The following is a 21237-nucleotide window of genomic DNA, read 5'->3' as shown; positions in this document are numbered from 1 at the left end:
TCAATTGATTAATAATTAAATCATTATTGATATTGGCACATTGGCATATTGGCATATTTGCACATTAATTATGGTACGTTGGGGATTTATCGGTTGTGGGGCTGTCACCGAAAAGAAGAGCGGTCCGGCGTTTAGTAAGGTTGCAGGATCGGAAGTGGTGGCGGTGATGCGCCGAGACAGCCGGAAGGCAGAAGAGTATGCCCGTCAGCATGGGATAGGGAAGTGGTATGACAATGCGGAGGACCTGATCAATGATCCGGAAGTGAACGCAGTCTATGTAGCCACACCCCCCGATTCACATGTGGAATATACCGTTGCAGCCATGAGAGCAGGTAAGCCGGTCTATGTGGAGAAGCCGATGGCTGTGTCGTACGAAGAGTGTCTTCGTATAAACAAAGTATCCAGGGAGACCGGTATGCCCTGTTTTGTGGCCTATTACCGTCGCACCTTACCCTATTTTCTCAGGGTGAAACAACTGATTGATGACGGACTTCTGGGGGAGATCTCCACCGTACAGATCCGTTTCGCCATTCCACCTTATAAGGACGATTACAACCGAGAGACCCTACCGTGGCGGGTAAAGAAAGATATAGCCGGCGCGGGCTATTTCTACGACCTGGCATCCCATCAACTCGATTTGCTTGATTATCTCTTCGATGAGATTATTGATGCTTATGGATTTACTAACAATGTAGCGGGGTTGTATGAGGTGGAAGATAGCGTGACCGCTGCTTTCAGGTTTAAATCCGGGGTGACGGGGAGCGGAAGCTGGAGTTTTGTTGCACCAGCAAACAGCCGTACCGACCTGATTGATATAACCGGCACAAAAGGGAAGTTGACCTGTTCCACTTTTAAATTTTCACCTATATTATTGGAAACCTCAAAAGGTATAGAGGAGTTCCACGAACAAAATCCTGATAATATCCAATACTATCTGATCGAAAGTATCGTCAACTTCCTGAACGGGCATGGAACAGAACCGGTTAGTACCGCTATCTCGGCTTCCCGCACCAATTGGGTAATGGAATTGATATTTTCTGCCAGGAGACTCAATATAAAGTGACATCGAAACCATTGCGGGTAAAGAAATCTTTTAGCAAAAGCACGTATTTCATATCGTCATCGGCGAAAAGTATTTTCAGGGAGGGTTTCATTCCGGACGCTCATACTGAAGTCCTCTTTCAGTATATCTCTAACTCAACGAATAGAGATGACTTACAACGGAGAACTACAGTGGCAATGGTCCTCTTTTGGCGAGATCGTATCATTGATTGGTCTATGGATATTTGATCTAAAACCGGCTTTTGAAAATAGTGGGATTGATGGTGAGACTGATATAGGCCCAGTCCTGCCATGAATCGGGATTACCGGGATGTTCTTTTTGTTCTTTTGCGATAGGCATGGCATCGGTAGCGAGCATAAAAGAGTAGCCGCCTTCGAGCATGATATGTTTGCGAATAGGATAAGTGAAGGTGAAATCTATTTCTGACCCCAATACGTTTTTATTTATTCCTTCTACATCGATGAGTTGTTCAGAAGAGAAATGATGGTACCGCAGATCTAACCCCAGTTTCCTCCATGCATTCCAGTTCACCCCGATATATTTATCCCACACACCGTAATAGTCGTATCCCTTGAAATAGTCCATCGATCCCATGAAGGAGTGGTTGGAGCGGTATAGCAGATCCATGCGGGTTATCTTCTCCGAATCGGGGTCTTGTCCGGGGTGGAACTCTGTCCCACCATAGAGGGAAAGCCGTGGTCGTAAAGCATAACGTCCCCTCAATGCCAGCATGTAGGCACTTACTTTTTCGTCTTTACTGTTGGTGCCTGCTTGGTAATAGAATGTTCCCATCACATTCCAGATTTTGTTTTTGTAACCGATGTTGGTACCCATAGTCTGCATATAAGTCTTTTTGCTGATGGGCGCTCCTTCTTCAGGAGTAGGATTGCCGGTTTCAAAACCGAGGTTGATGAAGAGTGCCGAAGCAGTGAATCCTATCGGGTTCCGGTACTGGTACCAGGCCATCTGCATATTCTGATAGGGTTGGCCTACAACCTCATAAAATGTGCCTTCGTTGGTTTTCTCACGTGATTGGTTGTAGGCAAATGCCAGATGCAGGGTGTTCATTGGGTTCTCGTAACCCAGTTTCACCGCATCGTGCCAGATGCCGGTGGATGTCCAACTCGATTCCGACAGGATCCGTCCATCATCATAGTTGAGCGACTGGCGTCCTATTTTGGCAAAGAATCCGTCGTGTCGCATTTGAGCCCAGGCTTCATGCATGGTAGTGCGCGCTCCGTCATTATCGTTCTGGCGCTTCTGTCCCCAGATAGAGATGTCCTGAGCAGCTATCCTGGCGGAAAGGAATCCGTTGTCGAAGTTGGCCCCTATACGGGCACGGTTTGAGGTAAAGGCCGATGGCCTGTCGGTTTCCAGCCGGGGATAGGAATATCCATTACGGTATTCGAACCGGGGACGCAGATTGATATCTATGGAGAATTCACCTCCTTTTTCCTCTTCTTGCGCGTTCATCAGAAAAGGAAAAGCTAAGATTATCAGAAGTTGGATAATGACAAATTTTTGCATGATAAATTAAGTTGATATTTTGTTATTTACCTATTTATTATGGCGATAAAGATACATCTTTTTTTAGAATCAAGAGAAAGTTAATGTGCCAATTCATTAATATGCCAATGTGCCAATTAAACTGTAAGCCATTGCACCATTAAATTATTGTTTACATTATTCTTATCTGTCTTATTAAAATATTATTTCATTATTCGAATTATTCTTATTGGCACATTGGCACATTGGCATATTGGCATATTAATTTTTCCGCTTCTCCCTCCATATCTGCCAGGAGTTGACCAGATTCTGCCACAAGACATACATCCCTGGGCCGAGGGTGGCGAGCGGGTTCAGGTAGGTTTGGGTTAGCCAGATAGCCAGTACCGTGTTTTTTTGTCCCAGGCTTTGTCCCCCGGCGACGGTTTGTCCAAAACGGCGACCGATCTTTCTTCCGAAGAAGAACTGCAACAGGCAGATCACTAATGAAACGGCACCGATAATGATTTCGAGGCGGTAATGACTGTTGCCTTGTAGTCGCACATAATTGGTGATATTGCCGATCACGATGGTGAGAGCGACTGCCCAGAGATAGAAGGAGACAATCTGTGCCGATTGGACTTTCTTGTGTACTTTAGGAGCCGTCTTCTTTAGCAGTAATGCCACCAGGAAAGGCAAGACGAGAATAGGGATAACACTGCGGAAGATATGCCAGAAGGAAGCACCTAAGGAGACTGTTTCGCTTGCATTTCCCACCAGAGAGAGGAAAAGGGGAGCGATCAGGGCTACGGATAGGTTGCTGATAATGGCGTAGGCAGCTGTTACCGCGATGCTGCCACCCAATATTCCTGTTACCACGGGCGCAGAGGTGGCGGTGGCTGTAAGCATGCAGATCATAGCTGCCTGCGCGAGGGTTTCGTTGAATGGATGGAGTACAAAGTAGATGATAGCACTTCCTATATACTGTATAGAGAGTAGGATATAATGAAATCTGGTAAGCTTGATATCGCTCCATCTTACTCTGCTATAGGTGATAAAGAGCATCATCGCGAGCAGGTAGGGAATAGCAGGAGAGAGTACCGATATTTGCCGATGAAATCCGATCCCCAGGATCATCGCGATGGGAAGCAGATATTTCTCTATATATTTCCGCATATTAATTGTAATAATTTCCCGGTGTGGTGGAAGTATCCGACTTGCGGAGCATATCTTTGAAATCGATATCGGTCATCCATTGTTGGCGGTTGAGTACCCAATCGGAAATGAACCGTTCGATCTCCGGCAGGTATTCTTGCATGGGATATTCTGATACTTCGTGGCCGATACCTTCTATACTGTAAAACATATAGGGATATTTTTCACTCCTGAATTTTTTAGCCAATGACTTGGAACCGAACATACCCAGTTTGAAAAATCGAGTCTTGTCATAGGGTACCAGTTTGTCGGCGCTACCGTGAAAGAAAAGAGTAGGAGCGGGTGGTTGAGTATAGGAAGGTACTCCTTCGTTACTGAAGATGGCACCCGCAAAGGAGATCACACCCGCGTAACGGAAATTATCGGGTAACACATCGGCAGCGGGGCGGTTATCTCTGCTCTCATAGTCACCCTGCAATACGGTAATTGCACCGGCACTCGATCCGCTGATAATGATCAGTGACGGGTCGATATGTAATTCCGCGGCGTTTTCCAGCAGATAATTTGTGGCAGAGTAGAGGTCCTCGACAGCGATTGCAATAGCATTCCTAATGGGTTTATTATTGAATACCCCGGGTGCTTTCTGGTCTTTCATGCCCAGGCGATAGTCGATGGAGACTACAGTGAATCCTTTCTTGGCAAAATAGTGGAAGTAGGAATGATAAAGTTCCGCGTCCCGGCCACCATCTTTAAAGCCGCCACCAAAGACAAACAGGAGACATGGTTGCGTTTGTGACGATCCCATATCACTTTTGTATATATCCATTTTTAGTGCTTGTCCTTCCTTTTCAGCAAAAAGACGTGTCTCCTTCTGCACCGTTTGACCAAAGAGGACAACTGTCAGAAAAAACAGGACTACAGATAAAAATATCTTCATATTCAATAGTTATTCGATTGTAATTCAGTAGTAATTCAGTTGTTGTTCAGTAGTAATTCAATTGTTGTTTGGTTGTAATTCAGTAACAGCGAACGAATAACAATTGAATAATGGCGAAGCCGAATAACTACTGAATAAATTCCGTGACCAGCCTCAACACTTCTTCCTTCGCCTGGTCGAAATCTTCGTTATAGACGATCTTATCGAATTGTGGAGCGAAACTCATCTCGTATTCTGCTTTGGCAAGACGGTGTTCAATTATTGTGGGGGCATCGGTTCCTCTTTTTTCGAGTCGTTCGCGCAACACCTCTACCGACGGTGGCATCACGAAAATACTAAGAGCTCGGTCGCCGTATATTTTTTTTATGCTCAATCCGCCCATGCAATCCACATCAAAGACCACGTTCGTCCCTTCGGCAAGAATACGATCCACTTCACTTTTCAGGGTTCCGTAGAACTTGTCTTTGTACACCTCCTCATATTCAAGAAATTCGTTGTTGGCAATGCGTCTGCGAAATTCTTCCGGTGTAAGGAAGTAGTATTCCACACCCTCTTTCTCTTCACCGCGTGGCATGCGGCTGGTAGCTGAGACAGAGAACCGGATATTTAATTTTTGTGATAGTAAAAATCTTATTAATGTTGATTTGCCCGCACCTGAAGGCGCCGAAAAGATGATCAGTTTGGCCATTGTCATTTCATTTTCCGGTGTCGGCGCTTGCTGCCCTTACCGGTAGTTATAATACATTTAAAATCTGCTCTTTCATTTGTTCGAGTTCATCTTTCATCTGTACCACGATCCGTTGCATGCCCGACTGGTTGGATTTAGAACCGAGCGTATTGATCTCGCGACCTATTTCCTGCGCGATGAAACCCAGTTTCTTTCCCTGCGGTTCTGTCTCTTTCAATGTAGCTGTGAAATAATCGAGATGATGCGCCAGACGGTTTTTTTCTTCATTTATATCTAATTTCTCAATATAGTAGATCATCTCCTGTTCGAACCGGCTTTTATCGTAGTCAATATTTTCCAGGCTGTTCAGTCCTTCACGGATGCGGCTCTTCACTTTTTCCACCCTCTCTTCTTCAAAGGGTTCCACAGCCTCCAGCAGGGATCGGATGTTGTTGATCTTCGTTGTCAGTACCTGTGAAAGCATTTTTCCTTCCTGCCTGCGGAAAGCTATTGCTTCGTCCACTGCACGGTTTACTGCCTCTTCAATGATATTCCATTCTTCGTCGCTCAATTCTTCCTGTTCCTGTTTCATCACATCGGGAAGCCGTAACAGGATCGGGAACCAATCTCCCGGCTCGGGAATACCCAATTCAACCGCCAATCCTGAAATCTCCCGGTGATACTGACTTAACACATTGTGATCGATTTTCGATGTCACATCTTTAGCAATCACCTCCACATTCATGGAGAGATCTACTTTTCCCCGTACCAGGAGGCGGGAGAGCGAGTTTCGCAAAGCGATTTCTTTTTCGCGATAAGCCAGAGGGAGACGTGTAAACAAGTCGAATTGCTTGCTGTTTAACGACTTTATCTCAATGGTTATTTTCTTGTTCGGGAGTTCTGCCACGGCCTTGCCGTATCCCGTCATTGAATGTGTCATACTGTGAATATCACTTATGCGTTTTCGATTCGCTTCTTTTTAAACTCCTCTTCTTTTATGCTGCGATCGACTTTATCCTGCGCATCGGCCAAACTGAGGAGCTTACGCATTTCTACCAGGTTGGATACAAGGAGTATCACACAGGCGACAGAGGCAAGGTACTGTATGATACCCGGAACAAACGCCTCGACGGTAATAATGATCCCCAATATCAACCGTACTTCTGTAGGGCCAAAAATACCTGAATCAATGGAATATTGACCACTAATCTTATAACGTAACTGGGCAGTAACCATCTCCCATCCGTACATTACGACGAAGAAGAAACCGGCATATAACCACCCGCTGTGTATATAGTCTACATGATTTATATAAATCATGAACCCGAGTCCGATAAGGAAAGTGCCAATCCAGTCTACTGTCACGTCAAGAGAGAAACCATACCATTTACGGGGTTTGTTACGGTAATAGGCGAGCCGACCGTCAAGTGAGTCTCCCACCCAGTTGACAATGAATCCCAAAATACACAGAAGTAACCAATAACGGTTCACGAAAGCACCCAGGATAAAACTGGAAGCAACAACCATATTACCGAAAAAACCAAAAATAGTGAGTCCGTCGGAAGAGATCCATGCAGGGACTTTTTGTACCAGGTAGGCTATTGTTTTCTGTTCCCACTCACGAAGTATATTTGTTCTCTGGCGATCTTTCGCGATCAATCTAAGAGACTTTGCCATTTCACGTCTATTATTCTTCATATGACTTCTTTTTTAATCTCTTCTGTACATTCTACAAAAGTAGTCAATTAATTTAATGTTGCGAATTTGTGACGGTAAAATTTATTGGAAAAAAAAACCACTCCTTTTCGGGGTGGCTTTTTTGTGATCAGATAATCAATTTGTTATTGTTCTCCGTTCTCTCCGTCATCAGTGGGAACGATCAACTTATATCCCTTACCGTGAATATTGATAATCTCAATATTGGGTTCTGGCTTCAATAACTTGCGTAATTTGGTGATATACACGTCCATACTACGGGCATTGAAATAAGTATCTTCTTCCCATATCTGTTTCAGTGCGTGATTCCTTTCAAGGATATCATTGGCATGTGCGCAAAGGAGCGAAAGCAACTCAGACTCTTTGGTCGTCAGTTTTGTCTGGCTATCACCAATCGTAAGAATTTGCTTTTGCGTGTCGAAAGACATCGTACCAAAGCTATAGACCTGTTGCTCTTTGCTCTTTTTACCTTTCACACGGCGGATGATGGCTTCGATACGAAGTACCAGCTCTTCCATGCTGAATGGTTTGGTGATATAATCGTCGGCACCTGCTTTGAACCCTTCCAGCACATCTTCCTTCATGTTTTTTGCAGTCAGGAAAATTACCGGGATGTCCGTATTGATGGTTCTTATCTCTTTTACAAGTGTAATTCCGTCTTTTTTAGGCATCATTACATCCACAATGCAAAGATCATATTTTGTCTTTACAAATCCTTTGAAACCGGCTTCCCCGTCGGGAAACAAGTCTGTGTCAAACCCTTTTGCCTGGAGATATTCTCGTAGCAACATGCCAAGATTCTCATCATCTTCGCATAAAAAAATTTTTAGCTTCTCTTCCATATCATTTTTGTGTTATTACGGGTAAACTTATTATAAATTTGGTTCCTTTTCCTAATTCACTATCGGCACGTATAGTGCCGTTCATATCAGTCACAATTTTTTTCACGTATGCCAGCCCTAAGCCAAACCCCTTCACATCATGACGGTTGCCGGTCGGCACGCGATAAAACCGGTCGAATACTTTCTTCGAATCTTCCTTCCTCATTCCTATCCCATTATCTTCGATGCTGATAATGATCTTATTCCCTTCGTTACGGGTCCGGATCATTAACTGCGGAGGGATCTCCTTTTTACGATACTTCAACGCATTATCCAGGATGTTGAAGATCACATTGGTGAAATGCATCTCATCCACTCTGATGGTCGATTCTTCCGCCTGAAGATCTATGTCGAGGGTACCCTCCAGTTTTTCTACTTTCAACACATGCGTATTGGCCACACTCACCACCAGATCATTTGCATCGATCTCCTTCATTTTCAACGTAGCTTTCTGTTTGTCGAAAAGTGACATCTGCAGCACTTTCTCTACCTGAAAACTGAGCCTTTTGGTCTCATCATGGATCACGCCGGTGACATGTTTGAATACTTCGGGTGACTTCAGTATCGATTCATCTTTCAGCATCTGGGATGCCAGCGAGATGGTAGAGACAGGCGTTTTCAACTCATGTGTCATATTGTTGATAAAATCATTTTTCATTTCAGACAAACGCTTCTGTCTGAAGAGTGATACCACCGTGAATATAAACGTTATCAACAGGATAACCGTAAATATAAGCGACGGGATAAAGAAAGAAAGTTCGCTGTACACAAAATTACTTCTCGTCGGGAAATAAACCCTCAGCTTGTTTAATTTTGCCGATGGATCGTTGGGAAAAAGAATCTGGGTGTAAATTGCATCTTTCTGTTTGGTGGAAAATCCCGGTGACGAGTAGACCACTTTATTATTGAAATCCACAATCTGAAAACTGAACGGTACATTCAATCCATTATATGCCAATTCATACCGGATATGCTGCTCCGTCTTCTTGAAATCCAACCGCTTTTCAATCGGTTCGTCGCTGGCACGACTCATTATTTCCAAAATGACATTGTCCAGCAACTCTCTTTCGTGCAGATAACGTTTCTTCAAAGATTGTTGCATATCGTGCTGCGTTCTGGAAATAGTACTGGAACCTCGGTTAGGCGATAAAAAGACACTTTCCCTCTGTTGTTTCGGACGCAACGATTGTTCCGTTCGGCTCAGTTCAATTCTTGTTTCACTTCCATCGGGCCGAGTAATGATTGTACTACTGCTTTGGTTCGTGATGTGCTGTGAAATCTGTGATTGATTGTACTGCGAATATCTGTTTTCCGACTCAGTCATATCCTGTTCAAGATATTTCCGTGTCTGATCTTGTTCCAGTTTCCTCATCACATTATACAAACTTCTGTTTACCTGCTCGTCAAACTGTTGGGTACGGATATCCAGACTGGTCTTCATATATCTTACCTGTAGGAACAGCAACACAAGAAACGCAGTAAACATCACAATAGCAAGCAGCCAGATAGTTGATTTTTTCATACTTTTCTTTTACTTACCTCCGTTTTAGTGATAATCTTATTTCAAAGATCGTCTTTCTTCATTTTTAATTTAACAAATAAACCGCTTTTTTGTTTAACACTTGTCCTTAAAATTAAAAAAAAACGTAAGGGGGTATCTTTTACAACATTAATTAATAGAATAACCGCTCTTGTGTTTTCTTTTTAGGATTTGTTTAATTCGTTGGAGAACCAAGATTCAAGACTTATAGAACCAAGACTTATAGATTCAAGACTTGGAATTGGGATTTTGAACAACCCCCTCTCCATCCAACCACCTAATCACTGGTCCATACTGAACTTCAGACTTATTCCGGCACTGGTGGTAGCGGTAGGGTAAGAGCCTGATGAGACAAGCGGTCGATATATCACTTTGTCGAAAAATGCACGTAAGGTAACCAGTCTGCTTAGTGAATAATCGGCAGAAAAGCTTATAGTGGTAGTTCTTATGCCGCTCGTAGCCTGTGTGAATTGCTCTTCAATCTTCCTGATCAAGGCATGGGTAGTCTTCCGTGAAATATCAAGACGGATGTTCAGATCGTTACTGAATGTTGAGACTCTTTCTGTTTCCGTTTCGCGGTTCAATGCTTCTTTCGTGGAGTGGCGCCGCTCTTTGGTGATGGTGTTTGATCCGAAGCCGATGAGACGGTTGAAGTGCTGGATGCGGTATCCCATGCCGACTACAATATCGCGGTCACTCGTCTCTACGATCTGGTAGGAGGCAGTATTAAGATTGAGCGCCCTGCTTTTATTGATCCGGAGTTGGAGACTCAGGTTGTTATCCCATACCCCTCGGGCTTCAATTAGAGGATTGAAACTCTCCTGGATACTCGCAGAAGAAATATTGAAAGGAGTGGATGGAATGGGTGCGCCGGAGACCGCGTCTCTGATATACCCCAAATCGCTTCTATCGGGGAGAGGTACCCAACTCATGAAGGATTCGAATGAACCGACCCTGTATTGGGAGAGGTATTGATGTGTGAGGGTGAGTGACTGCATATGTTCTCCCAGTTTGGGAAACAACCTCATCAGATTGTAGGAGACAAACCAGTTGGGCAAGAGTGCAGATATATCCGGGAAAGGAGTCAGCCCGATCAATGCAGGATCTTTGCCTGTATAGGCAGAAAGGAATGCAGGGATAAGCACATCGGCTGTATTTAAGCCAATATCGCCGATGTTTTTATCGAACGGCTTACCCGCGTAATCACTGCCCTTAAGAAATCCTCCTGTAGGGTAATTGGTGCCGGAGTATTGTAGTCTTGTCCGTTCTGCAATAACCTGCCGGTTTGCGAGGAATTTTCCGAATGCGTGTGAATGGTAATTATTTCCTGCATTAGACGTTTCAAATGCCGAAGAGAGACTGTGAATGGTCATGGCGAAACTGCCGCCTCTCTTTTTCGGCATATCGTCGAACATGTACTGGATTTCGGTGCGGTGATTCTTTTCGTATAATGCGTTCAGATCAATTTTTAGTCCCGGAAGAGGCTCTATGGAGGCATCAAGCCGCAGGTTTCGGGTTTCGTTATAAATTGCCGGTTTGATATTATTTTTGTTCATCACAAGGAGATTATCCGATTTCAGTTTTTCGACGAACCGATCACCACCTTCAAATCCGAAAGCGAATTTCCAGCCAGGCAATATCCCGACCGGTGTATCAGACTGTCCAAAGAAGTCACCGATCATCCCGTCAAAACCGGGGATATCGTTGCGTGTTCTGTATCCCCAGTTTATGTTGATACTCCGGAACATCATTAGTGTCTGTACTGCGTAACGGGTGATGTCATGTCCCGCATTGTTTCGTGTAGCGGTTGGATTGCCGGTCTGCTGTGGATGCCATTCACTGCCGAAACGATTATTGATCTCTTGTAAAAAAGAAATTTTGTTGTATAATGATACCAGATTAAAGCGGTTATTGAGTGTGAATGAAAGGTCGTTTTGCAAAAAATTACCGATCTTCTCGTCCTCTATCATGGCTCCCCGTTCCCACCGGTAGCGGGAATGGTATGCAGCACTCGATCCGATCCAGTCAAGCAGTGGAATATGAGCGAACGGCAGGGTATAAGTCACATCAGCTGTCTGTGCATAGTTCAACGGTTTTCCCAGTTCGCGGATACTCTGTATTACAGAGTCTTTCCATATGGCGTAATCGCTCCTGTTGAGTTCTTTATTCACTTGGAGATAAGGTTCTTCTATCTCGGCGACAGTACCCGAACGGAAAGTGGTTTTCAGGTTGTGGGTCAGATCCCAGGCGATAGAGATATCCCTGTTCCAGAAGAAATTCCGGCTGAACGACAGATACTTCTGGTCTGCTGGCGTTGTTCCTTTTACATGGGCGTTCAAATCACGCAGTTGCACCTCCTCATAGTGGCGTACGAGATCGGAACTGAGCCTTATATTGTTGGGGAGGTAGTTGAAATTTATTGTCCCGAGCGGTTTTTTCCAACCGGAACTGGTATCGCTGTTTTTGAATGGTTGCCAGGTTTTTGTCAGTGGAGTGTAGTCGTAATTTGCCTGTATCCTGAAATCTTTCAGTGTAGCGTATTCAGTATCGGGACTCCGTCGTTGGTTTTCATTGCGGGCGTAGGTGAAATTGAAATTGGCCGGATCGTATGGCATCGGCTGTTTACTTTTGATATCCATCTTCATATTGCTGAGACTGAAACTTACGTCCTTGATGCCTGTGGTAGCGATCCGTTGTATGGAGTCGCGCAGGAGCTGCGAAGTGGAGTATTGGAGTGATTGCGAGAGCAGGATGTCCCGGTTGAAAGGGTCGTAGAGTGGTGCCGTGAGTTGGTTAGAGTAGGAGAAGTGGAGTGGGGCCGACAATTTGAGTTGTTTAGGCAGGAAACGTCCTATTTCCAGATTTAACGAGAGTTGTACCGATGTGTAATCGTCATCGCGGCGCTCCAACAGACTCTGGTTGAGTGCTCCGAAGCCGGCTGTCTCTTTCCGGCCGGAGAAGCTCACCGTTCCTACGTCGGAGAGTGCCAGTTGCATGTGCCCCTGTGTTGCCCAGCCCCCTTTCTCGTCAAATTCGCTCATCCGCAGCTCATTGACCCATATCTCTGCCGAACGGTAGCTGTCAGTATTATTCCTGATGCCGATCATCACTACCTTTACTTCAGCCAGTGATGGATTGCCGGTGATGCCAATCCTATTTTCCGGCTTATCGGGATCAGGACGCGAGTAAGGTATAAAAAAGGATATTCCGTCATCATGCTGTTTGTCAGCATCGCGTGCTAACTTCAGGTTGGTGAGCAACTCAAGGGGAAAGTCGAACATATTCTCTCCCGGCCATACTTTCTCCTGATCCGGCAGGTTGAGGTTGCTGTATTGCCCCTCAGGAGTGAGGCGCAGCGGTATCTCGTACTCGTAGTAATTATTCCTGTAGTCCGACCCTAATCGCAGGAAGATAGAGAGGTCACCGTCTTGCAGTGTACCGGGATCTTCCGGTAACCGTTCTGCGTGTACGAACATCTGCAGTCGCTTATAGCGTCGAAGGTCGTACATACTACCCTTATAGATTGCCCGGCTGTCGTTCGGATCGAGGTCGGTCACTTTTAGAGAGAGAGACTGTTCGTTTTCCTGGCGTAGTTGGGGTTGCCCCGGATCGAGAATTCGGGTGACACCTGGGGGTAGGACGTAATTGACCGGTGTGCGACGTCCGTTCTCCTCGATATTGACCGTCGAGATATTGAGGTTACCCGATCCGGTGACTGTCCCACCGGAGACGAGGTCGTTCCGGTAGTTCCGCCATTCGCTCCGTTTCAGTTCCAGTGTAGCAAAGCGCAGGAATTGCGGCTCTTCAAATCCGGTAAGGAACATCCGCATAAAACGGATGTTATTGAATCCCTCCATATTTCCCGTCTTTACCTGATATTCCCGGATAGGGATTTTGAATTGGTACCAGGTAACTCTCCCATCTGTGCCGTTTCGTAACCGTACACTCGTTTCCCGTTTGTCGGAGATGAAATTGCTTCCCACTTCCATTGCGTCGCGACGGAGGGAAATTTTGTATTGATAGTAGGACTCATTCTCGTTGAGCGTGTTGTCGTTATCGATATCCTCAATATCGGGTGTAGCCCGTGAAGCAGTTAAATAGGGATTTCCATCTTCGGGTGAGAGCGAATTCCCCTCTGTACCGTTAAAATATTTGTATCGGTCGAGAATACTCAGCCGCTGTCTGTCCTGTTCCGTTCCGCGGTAATGACGGAAGCTGTCCCCAGCCGGATCATTCAGCGGAGAGTGGCTCTCTTCCTGCATTTGTGAAAGGGTCTCACCCGACAGGCGGGTCCGTAATGTTTCCAGATAATCCCTGTAGGCGGGATATTTTTTTTCTTCCTCGCTGCTCAACCCGTTCAGCCCCACATCCTGTAACAGGCGGGACTGGTCACCGCGGGAGTTGTCGAAAGCATAGACAGTGGACTGCCGCTTAGGGTACTTTCCCCATACCGTGTAGCCTACGGCGGTGGAATCTCCGTCGACGGGCAACCCGTTCTCGAAGAATTTTTTACCATCTTTCAATACATCTTCCGATATTTCTCCCAGGTTAAGATAGAGATCTCCCCCGCGTGAGGTCTCCAGTGTATCGTTTATAAAAGGATCCATCAGCCAGACTTCTATATATTCGATATTGGCGGCCTCAAAGTCATGGATGTCCATCCGACGGGTGATACCTCCCCAGCGATCCCGGGGATTGAGCAGTCTCCCCTCACTGTCGACGTTAGTGTCGAGGTTGTAAGGCCCACGCTCGTTGGGATAGTAAGAGAGGTTGAGTACCGGGATGGTAGCAGGCTGCCCGAAATGAGCCTCCCTGCCAGGAAATATCTCCCGTTCATAAACCTCCCGTACGCGGTGATCAGAGAGTTGTTCGGTATCGTTTTTTATGTGAGAGGGCGTAAGCCCCGAGTTCCTGTAGGTGAACATACCATCGATATGGAACCAGGCAAGCTGTGCCCGGTTTTTACCATATTCGGTGTTGTTGGAAAGAGCTGCTTCGGGGAATAACCCGGTAGAGGTGTTGTTGTAAGGAGTGGCGGCAAGCGACCATCCGTAGGGGTTGCGCAGGTCGATACCCGAAGCGGATGTTTCGAAATCATCGAGATAAGAGTAGCTACCTGTGTATTTGTTTTTATAATGCCCTGCGATCAGATAGGCAAATTCCATCCTGGCTGAGAGTTGTGAAGGGGCACTTGCTTCGACGAATGGGAGCAGGTTGAGGAGATTGGTCAGGATGATAGATTCTTTTTTATAATCCAGGTTAAACCCCCACAAGGTGTTTTTTGCCGATTCATCCCCGAAGACGGTTTTCATGATGACTGGCTTCTCGTAATAGTGCATCAGCGTAGCTCCTGCGGAGAAATCTTTCGAGAAATTGTAGAGCAGGTTTACTCCCATCAGTGTTTTGCGTTGCATTTGCGATGCCATCCTGTTTTCAAGTGTGACACTTATGGGGGTGCCTGCATCGATGATCGACCGGTTGATGATGCGTACTACGCCGGAGAGGTAATCTACGGAATAGTCGACTCCTTCTGTGAGGGTATTACCGCCGGCAGTCACCCGTACTGAGCCTCGGGGGACATTCATCGTATTGAGGTTGATCTCTGCCCCTGACGAACCCCGGTATTCACCGCTCATCCGGAATTTGTTCTTTTCCGGCACTTGTCGGGCGACGGTGAGTGTGGAGTCATACAACTCCTGATAGACAAACCTGTTTGCTACGGCATCGTTGGCGATCATTTCCCGCAGGTGGGAACCGAATGGCTCTACGACCGGAAAAATAATACGTCCATTTTCCCGGTCTACCGTATAGCCCTCTACAAAATCGAAAATACCGTCAGGGTAGGGATCGTTACGTGCATTGATCCTGTCGAGGTTCATCACCTGTAGCAGCAATTTCTCTTCGATACCGCTGTTGGGAAGGTAATTCAGATAGATACCTGTGGTGTCGCTCTGGTAGGTGATCTGCAGTTTAAAATGTTCTTTTTGCAAATCGTAGGCACTGTAACCCACGGAGTAGATATTTTTCATCATCAGATCCCATGTATAGGCCCGGGGGGAAAGAGATACCGGTTTCAATAGTTTTACGAAGAGCGCTCCGTTGCCTGTCTGGCTGTTTTCCCCGGCTTCTTTTCCTACATCATCAGAGAATTCACCCACCTGATATACTTCTCCGTTTCGGGTATACTCGAAGGCGACCGCCAGTACTTCGTCCGCCTTCAATGGCATTTGAAGCGAGATATAACCCAATTGCGGCTGAAATGTATATTCAGACGGATTGAGCAGGCGCGCATTTTCGAGTTTCTCATAATCGATACCACGAAACATGTTGTCCGGTAAAATATTGTCGGTGATGGTGATGTCTCTTGCTCCGGAGTAACCGGAGACAAGTTGTTCATACAGGGTATTGGCTCGATTATGAGGGTATTCTTCACTTCCCTGTGCTGTCCAAAGAGGGTTATGTATGGTATTAAACTCTCCCAGGTCGGCAAATGCGATCAGGTTTCTTACCTGATCGTAATGACCCTGTTTGTTGGTAACCCATACCTGTAGCCGGTTAATAGATACCGGTGATTGGATGTAGGGTAACTTACTCAACGCATGATCGTATGATTCCCGAAAATAGTACCCCAGAAAGAAGTGCCGGTTCTCATCATATTGGTCGGCATTGAACTCGAAAGGTGTTGTCTGTACCCCTCCCCGGCTGTTCACCGTCTGCGTTTCCGATTGTTGCTGGGAAAAGAGGGTGTTGACATGTAGTTTCCCGAACTGAAGGTCCGTTTTTATACCGAACAGAGCCGTTCCACCGTTGATAAGCGAATTGGTGGTAGTCATACTTACGTTCCCTGCCTCAATATTGCGGATGATTTCATCCTCATCACCCCGGTAAGCCAGCTTGATCTGGCGGGCATCCAGGTCGAAAGTGGCGTCACTGTCGTAGTTGATATTGAAGTCGATTTTATCTCCTACTTTCGCGTTCATGTTAAACCGGATCTGCTGGTCGAAGTCGAACCGGTTGCGTATGCGAGCCCGTTGCGGCAGGGTGGGGTTATCGGTCACATCCCTCTTTAATCCTGTCGATATCTCTATAGATCCTTGTGTGGTGAGGCGTATCCCTCCCGGACCGAAAATGGAGGTACCCTGGTTATTCCTGTTACGTTGAAGGGAAAGGGGAGTGGGACGAATGGGAGGAGGTGTGCTGTTGCCTGAAGCGTTACGATACCTGAAATGACTATTCTGCATTTGCTTCAACCTGTATTCCATATACTCTTTTGGAGTCATAACAGAGAGTATTTCGACTGCCATGTCGCCGATCATCCGTTCAAAGATATAGAGGTTGGTTTGGTGGTCGTAGCGCACCTCAGTCCGTACTGTGGGGGGGGGCTGAGAAACAGGGAGATGGGGAGGCTTGGGGACGGGGAGACTGGAGGATTGGGGTGATAGGGTGGTTGGGGAAAAGGGGCATACCAAATAATACGTGCACAAAATGGCAAGCACGCGGATTTCATACGGCCACTGAGAGAGAAAGTGAGTGATTACCGCATGGACAAGAGAGAATATGTTTGTTTTTTTTCTCAGAGAAACAACAGCTTAACAGGATTCATATTATCAAATCCGTATTACGCAATCAGCCTGTTATTATCTCTTCAAAGTGTTTATATGATTGCAACCAAAAAGGTTATAATCTTTTCAATGCTTCTTTGATCACGCTTTCTACCGGTAAAGCGGGCGATTCTTTTAAAATTTTCGATACCACTTTCTGTGAAGCCGTCTGTACGAATCCAAGCATTACCAGAGCCGATACTGCGGAGTGGCCTGTTTCGGAAAGGTCATTTTTCGTGGGCAATTGAATAATGCCGTTCTCATCGGTCATTTTGATCTTGTCCTTCAGATCGACAATGATCCTTTGCGCTGTCTTGGCCCCGATCCCTTTTACTGATTGCAGCACGGTAGTATTCTCGGTGACGATCACATTTTCCAGTTCTCTTGAATTGAGGGAAGAAAGAATTATTCTTGCAGTGCTGGGACCTACACCTGATACCGAAATGAGGTGTAGGAACAACTCCCGTTCGTGTTTGTCCCTGAAACCGAACAATACGTGGGCATCTTCACGGATGGACTCATAGACATACAGTTTTGCCGTAGACTCCTGATTGATTGCACCGTAGGTGTTCAGCGAGATATTCAACTGGTAACCGATACCATTACATTCCAACGTGACGTTGGTAGGGCTAAGCTCTGCTACAACTCCTTTGATATAGTCTATCATTTCTTAACAGGTTGATTACGTAATACCGCTGTTATAACGGCAAAATTTATAAAAAAGTATATCGGGGCACAAAAACCTTCCTTTTTCTTCACCTCCCTCTTCAAGCCTCCTCGTCTCTCATTCTCCCCTTTTCTTCGTTCCCCGGCCTCCTCGCCTCAAGCAAACAGGTGCCCCTTCGCCAATCCTCCTTCACCGGTCTCTTTGTAGAGTGAAGGCAGGTCGTGGCCGGTCTCTTTCATCACATTCACTACGCGGTCGAATGAAACGCGGTGTATACCATCGGTAAACGATGAGTAAAGGTTGGCATCCAGCGCTCTTGCAGCAGCATAGGCGTTCCTTTCGATGCAGGGGATCTGGACCAGTCCGCATACCGGATCGCAGGTCATCCCCAAGTGGTGTTCCAACCCCATCTCCGCTGCATATTCTATCTGGGCAGGACTTCCACCGAAGAGCTGACTGGCAGCTGCAGCAGCCATAGCACAGGCAACCCCTACTTCTCCCTGGCATCCTACTTCGGCACCGGAGATGGATGCATTTTCCTTCACGATATTACCTACCAAACCGGCGGTAGCCAGAGCACGGAGCATCCTGTTCTTGCTGAAGCTACGGCTCTCTTCAAGATGATAAAGCACAGCAGGCACCACTCCGCAGGAGCCACAGGTAGGTGCCGTAACAATCTCTCCTCCCGAAGCATTCTCTTCCGATACCGCCAATGCATAGGCAAATACTCGTCCCCGTGATTGCAGTGACGCTTTATATCCCTTGGCTTTGATGAAGTAACTTGCGGCTTTGCGCTGAAGGCTTAGAGGACCAGGCAACACTCCTTCATTGTCGAGCCCCCTTTCCACGGCAGCCTTCATCACATCCCACACCTCTGCCAGATAATCCCATATCTCTCTGCCTTCATGTTCTTCCACGTATTCCCAGTAGCTCTTGCCCGTCTTCTCGCACCACTCCATGATCATCGTCATGGTGGTCATCGGGTAAATATCTTTCCCTTCATTACCTGTGACACCGATGGTTTTTTCTCCATCGGAGATCTTTCCGCCGCCTACGCTATAAACCGTTTGTGAACCGATGACAACTCCATCGCTGTTATATGCCTCTAGTTTTAACGCGTTGGGATGAAAAGGGAGGAATGTTCTTGGTAACCATTCAATGGTAGCGGGTGCCACCGGTTCCATCACCTGCAGGATGGCTTCGTCGGTCAAGTGCCCTTTGCCGGTAGCGGCCAGGCTTCCGTAAAGAGTAACGACGAATTGTTTCGCTTCCGGATAATCCTGGGCGAACATGGCTGCAGCTTTCTTCGGACCCATAGTATGACTGCTGGATGGGCCGTTGCCGATACGGTACAGTTCTCTGATCGATTGCATGAATTAAGAATGAAACTGTTTATACGCCACAAAGGTAGGATTTGTTATGCATTTTTTTTTGATTGGTATCAATTTTTTTCGAAGTAACATTGCAATAGTCAAAAGTCTAATTTCTTCGATACACTTCTTCAAAGGGAACTCGACATCGTTCGCTCCAAATACCGTCATTACCTTTTCTGATGCCACAGGCTACCACCATATTCACTTCTGCACCATGGGGCAGTTGTAATTATGGTGAAATTCCCACAACTGCATATTGGAACTGCTGGGAGCCAGAGTCGCTAACTCCAGACACTTTTTTACTTTTTCAGCATCAATGGGTTTTTCCCTATCATATACCCGCACGGAACGGCGGAAATTCAATACTTCTTCTAAATGCATAACTTAATTTTTAATTGAAAGATGCCCTGAACTCTAAAGGAGAAGCAGAAGTGCGGTTTTTGAACAGGCGATGGAAGGATTGAGGATGTTCAAATCCTAAATAATAAGCAATTTCAGATACGGACATTGATGTTGTAGATAGTAGTTCTTTTGCTTTTTCAATCACTCTGTTCCGAATGTGCTGCTGCGTAGTTTGTCCGGTTTGTACCCGAAGCATATCGCTCAGATAATTAGGGCTTAAGTGTAGTTCTCCTGCAATGTATTGAACGGTAGGAATGCCCTTTTCAAGCATGCGTTCGTTTTTGAAATAATCGTCCAGCAACGCTTCGAGCCTGATCAGCAGATCCGTATTGGCTTTTTTCCTCGTTAGAAACTGGCGGTTATAAAAACGGTCGCAGTATTTCAGCAATAAATCAATGTTAGACACTAACAAATCCTGTGTGAACGCATCCATATTGGCATCTATTTCACGACCTATGTTTCCTATAATGTCCATAACGGATTGTTCTTCCCTTTCCGAAAGGTGCAATGCTTCATTACTCTGATAGGAAAAATAACCGTAATCCTTCATTTTTGAAGCTAACGGATAGCTTTGCAGAAAATCGGGATGAAATACCAGCACAAATCCTTTTACACCGTTCAGCAATACATCTTCAAACTGCAATACCTGGTGCGGAGCAATGAAGTACATTATTCCCTCATCAAAATCATAATACTGCTGGCCGTATTTGCACTTGCCGCCCACACAATCTTTTTTCAAGGCAACCACATAAAAATCAGTAGTTATGGTACTTAAAATAGTTTCCGGCTCTAAGTTTACCTCATCAAAATTAAATACACTAATCAGCGGATTGGAAGGCTTTTTCAACCTCAAAAACTGATGCAGTGCACTGATAGATGAAACTTTTACCGGAACTTTCATTTGTTGATTATCTGATTTATACATTGTAAAAATAATTCAATTTCATTAGACTATTTGAGTTGCCTTCGCTCCTCGATTGTTAATTCTACGCTCAACATAGTTAAAATAAATTTTACCTCTGTGTTCGCTCAACGAAATAGTTCTTTTATTTCTGTAATGAAAATTGGTCGTTCTTAATTTGCTCCATTCCTTTTCGATAAGTTGTTACTTCAAAATCCGGGAAACGCTTTCTGAATTTGGAATCATCGAAAACATTATTGTGTTCATATCTCGGCAACAATTCCTGCAACTCTTTTACACTTTTATTAAACATTGCACCGATCTTAAAAATGAATTTCGGCACTACCGAATATTTAAGTTGCTTGCCGTAAACTTCTGAAGCCAACTCAATAAACTGCTTGTAAGTGGGGTGGCTCTCATCCACAGGCAGATGCCAGGTCTGGCCGAAAGCATCGGGCGTATTGCCAATCAAAGCTGTGGCGTTGCTTGCATCGGGAGTCCAGATCAGGCTTCTCATTTTAGCATCACTTAGAGGTACTTTCAGTTTTTTACCCTCTTTGATGTTATTGAAAATTAAAGTATTGGTTATGCTTTGCGTTTTTCCCGGACCGTAAAATTCGGGAGCACGGCAAATCACCGCTTCCAATTCCCCCGACTGCATTTCCTTCAACACCATTTCTGCCATTTCCCTGCGGACTTTCCCTTTTTTTCCTACCGGATCGAAAATCGTCTCTTCGGTAAGTACCCGGTCGTCCTGTGGATACATATAGGTATTGTCAAAAAACACCAGCTTTGTCCTGTTTATCTTGCAGGCATCAATCACATTTCTTACAATAAGCGGAAACTGCT

14 protein-coding genes and 2 pseudogenes are annotated in these 21237 nt (G+C 45.6%); 1 reads left to right on the top strand and 15 read right to left on the bottom strand.

Annotated elements, in window-relative coordinates; translation table 11 throughout:
- Window positions 1–70: 70 nt before the first annotated feature.
- Complete coding sequence (locus VB073_RS11700; protein ID WP_323404362.1) at window positions 71–1063, top strand: Gfo/Idh/MocA family oxidoreductase; 993 nt, start codon at window positions 71–73, stop codon at window positions 1061–1063.
- Here the strand turns inward: VB073_RS11700 and VB073_RS11695 are convergent.
- From VB073_RS11695 to VB073_RS11625, 15 genes and pseudogenes are all read right to left on the bottom strand, one after another.
- Window positions 1059–1154, bottom strand: a pseudogene (locus tag VB073_RS11695) (DNA-binding response regulator); the annotation flags it as partial. The gene VB073_RS11700 and the pseudogene VB073_RS11695 sit on opposite strands and share 5 nt — an antisense overlap.
- 137 nt (window positions 1155–1291) lie before the next feature.
- Entirely contained in the window at window positions 1292–2590 is a 1299-nt protein-coding gene (locus VB073_RS11690; protein WP_323404361.1) for an alginate export family protein, read from the bottom strand.
- Between the two features lie 240 nt (window positions 2591–2830).
- Window positions 2831–3724 carry a transporter gene (locus VB073_RS11685; protein WP_323404360.1) on the bottom strand — a complete coding sequence of 298 codons (894 nt, stop codon included), beginning with the start codon at window positions 3722–3724 and terminating at the stop codon, window positions 2831–2833.
- 1 nt (window position 3725) lies between these two features.
- Complete coding sequence (locus VB073_RS11680) at window positions 3726–4640, bottom strand: alpha/beta hydrolase (RefSeq protein ID WP_323404359.1); 915 nt, start codon at window positions 4638–4640, stop codon at window positions 3726–3728.
- Window positions 4641–4767: 127 nt separating this feature from the next.
- Window positions 4768–5328: a guanylate kinase gene (gene gmk / locus VB073_RS11675; protein ID WP_323404358.1), complete on the bottom strand. Its 561-nt coding sequence runs from the start codon at window positions 5326–5328 to the stop codon at window positions 4768–4770.
- Between the two features lie 46 nt (window positions 5329–5374).
- Window positions 5375–6247: a YicC/YloC family endoribonuclease gene (locus tag VB073_RS11670; protein WP_323404357.1), complete on the bottom strand. Its 873-nt coding sequence runs from the start codon at window positions 6245–6247 to the stop codon at window positions 5375–5377.
- A gap of 14 nt (window positions 6248–6261) precedes the next feature.
- Window positions 6262–7005, bottom strand: coding sequence for a CDP-alcohol phosphatidyltransferase family protein (locus VB073_RS11665; protein ID WP_323404356.1), 744 nt, complete (start codon window positions 7003–7005; stop codon window positions 6262–6264).
- A gap of 143 nt (window positions 7006–7148) precedes the next feature.
- The gene (locus VB073_RS11660; RefSeq protein ID WP_323404355.1) at window positions 7149–7865 is read right to left on the bottom strand and encodes a response regulator transcription factor; all 717 of its coding nucleotides are present in this window, start codon (window positions 7863–7865) and stop codon (window positions 7149–7151) included.
- A gap of 1 nt (window position 7866) precedes the next feature.
- Window positions 7867–9426: a HAMP domain-containing sensor histidine kinase gene (locus VB073_RS11655; RefSeq protein WP_323404354.1), complete on the bottom strand. Its 1560-nt coding sequence runs from the start codon at window positions 9424–9426 to the stop codon at window positions 7867–7869.
- Between the two features lie 299 nt (window positions 9427–9725).
- Window positions 9726–16928: a cell surface protein SprA gene (gene sprA / locus VB073_RS11650; RefSeq protein ID WP_323404353.1), complete on the bottom strand. Its 7203-nt coding sequence runs from the start codon at window positions 16926–16928 to the stop codon at window positions 9726–9728.
- 193 nt (window positions 16929–17121) lie between these two features.
- Window positions 17122–17712, bottom strand: coding sequence for a Holliday junction branch migration protein RuvA (ruvA, locus tag VB073_RS11645; protein WP_323404352.1), 591 nt, complete (start codon window positions 17710–17712; stop codon window positions 17122–17124).
- A gap of 155 nt (window positions 17713–17867) precedes the next feature.
- Window positions 17868–19085, bottom strand: a complete 1218-nt coding sequence (locus VB073_RS11640) for an L-serine ammonia-lyase (RefSeq protein WP_323404351.1) — start codon at window positions 19083–19085, stop codon at window positions 17868–17870.
- A 234-nt stretch (window positions 19086–19319) separates the two neighbouring features.
- Window positions 19320–19466 (bottom strand): annotated as a pseudogene (locus tag VB073_RS17480) (nitroreductase family protein); the annotation flags it as partial.
- A gap of 10 nt (window positions 19467–19476) precedes the next feature.
- Window positions 19477–20412 (bottom strand): helix-turn-helix transcriptional regulator, encoded by a 936-nt coding sequence (locus VB073_RS11630; protein WP_323404350.1) that lies wholly within the window; start codon window positions 20410–20412, stop codon window positions 19477–19479.
- A gap of 121 nt (window positions 20413–20533) precedes the next feature.
- Window positions 20534–21237, bottom strand: a 704-nt coding sequence (locus tag VB073_RS11625) for an NAD-dependent epimerase/dehydratase family protein (RefSeq protein ID WP_323404349.1), incomplete at its 5' end; no start/stop codon positions are given.

It is taken from the genome of Proteiniphilum sp. (genome assembly GCF_034927365.1).
Taxonomy (GTDB): domain Bacteria; phylum Bacteroidota; class Bacteroidia; order Bacteroidales; family Dysgonomonadaceae; genus Proteiniphilum.
This window is presented reverse-complemented; position numbering and strand designations above follow the sequence as displayed.

Coding starts and splice junctions, on each gene's coding strand:
- VB073_RS11630 (WP_323404350.1), bottom strand. CDS start 20,412: ATGTATAAATCAGATAATCAACAAATGAAAGTTCCGGTAAAAGTTTCA.
- VB073_RS11680 (WP_323404359.1), bottom strand. CDS start 4,640: ATGAAGATATTTTTATCTGTAGTCCTGTTTTTTCTGACAGTTGTCCTC.
- VB073_RS11690 (WP_323404361.1), bottom strand. CDS start 2,590: ATGCAAAAATTTGTCATTATCCAACTTCTGATAATCTTAGCTTTTCCT.
- VB073_RS11700 (WP_323404362.1), top strand. CDS start 71: ATGGTACGTTGGGGATTTATCGGTTGTGGGGCTGTCACCGAAAAGAAG.
- VB073_RS11660 (WP_323404355.1), bottom strand. CDS start 7,865: ATGGAAGAGAAGCTAAAAATTTTTTTATGCGAAGATGATGAGAATCTT.
- gmk (WP_323404358.1), bottom strand. CDS start 5,328: ATGGCCAAACTGATCATCTTTTCGGCGCCTTCAGGTGCGGGCAAATCA.
- VB073_RS11655 (WP_323404354.1), bottom strand. CDS start 9,426: ATGAAAAAATCAACTATCTGGCTGCTTGCTATTGTGATGTTTACTGCG.
- ruvA (WP_323404352.1), bottom strand. CDS start 17,712: ATGATAGACTATATCAAAGGAGTTGTAGCAGAGCTTAGCCCTACCAAC.
- VB073_RS11670 (WP_323404357.1), bottom strand. CDS start 6,247: ATGACACATTCAATGACGGGATACGGCAAGGCCGTGGCAGAACTCCCG.
- VB073_RS11665 (WP_323404356.1), bottom strand. CDS start 7,005: ATGAAGAATAATAGACGTGAAATGGCAAAGTCTCTTAGATTGATCGCG.
- VB073_RS11640 (WP_323404351.1), bottom strand. CDS start 19,085: ATGCAATCGATCAGAGAACTGTACCGTATCGGCAACGGCCCATCCAGC.
- VB073_RS11685 (WP_323404360.1), bottom strand. CDS start 3,724: ATGCGGAAATATATAGAGAAATATCTGCTTCCCATCGCGATGATCCTG.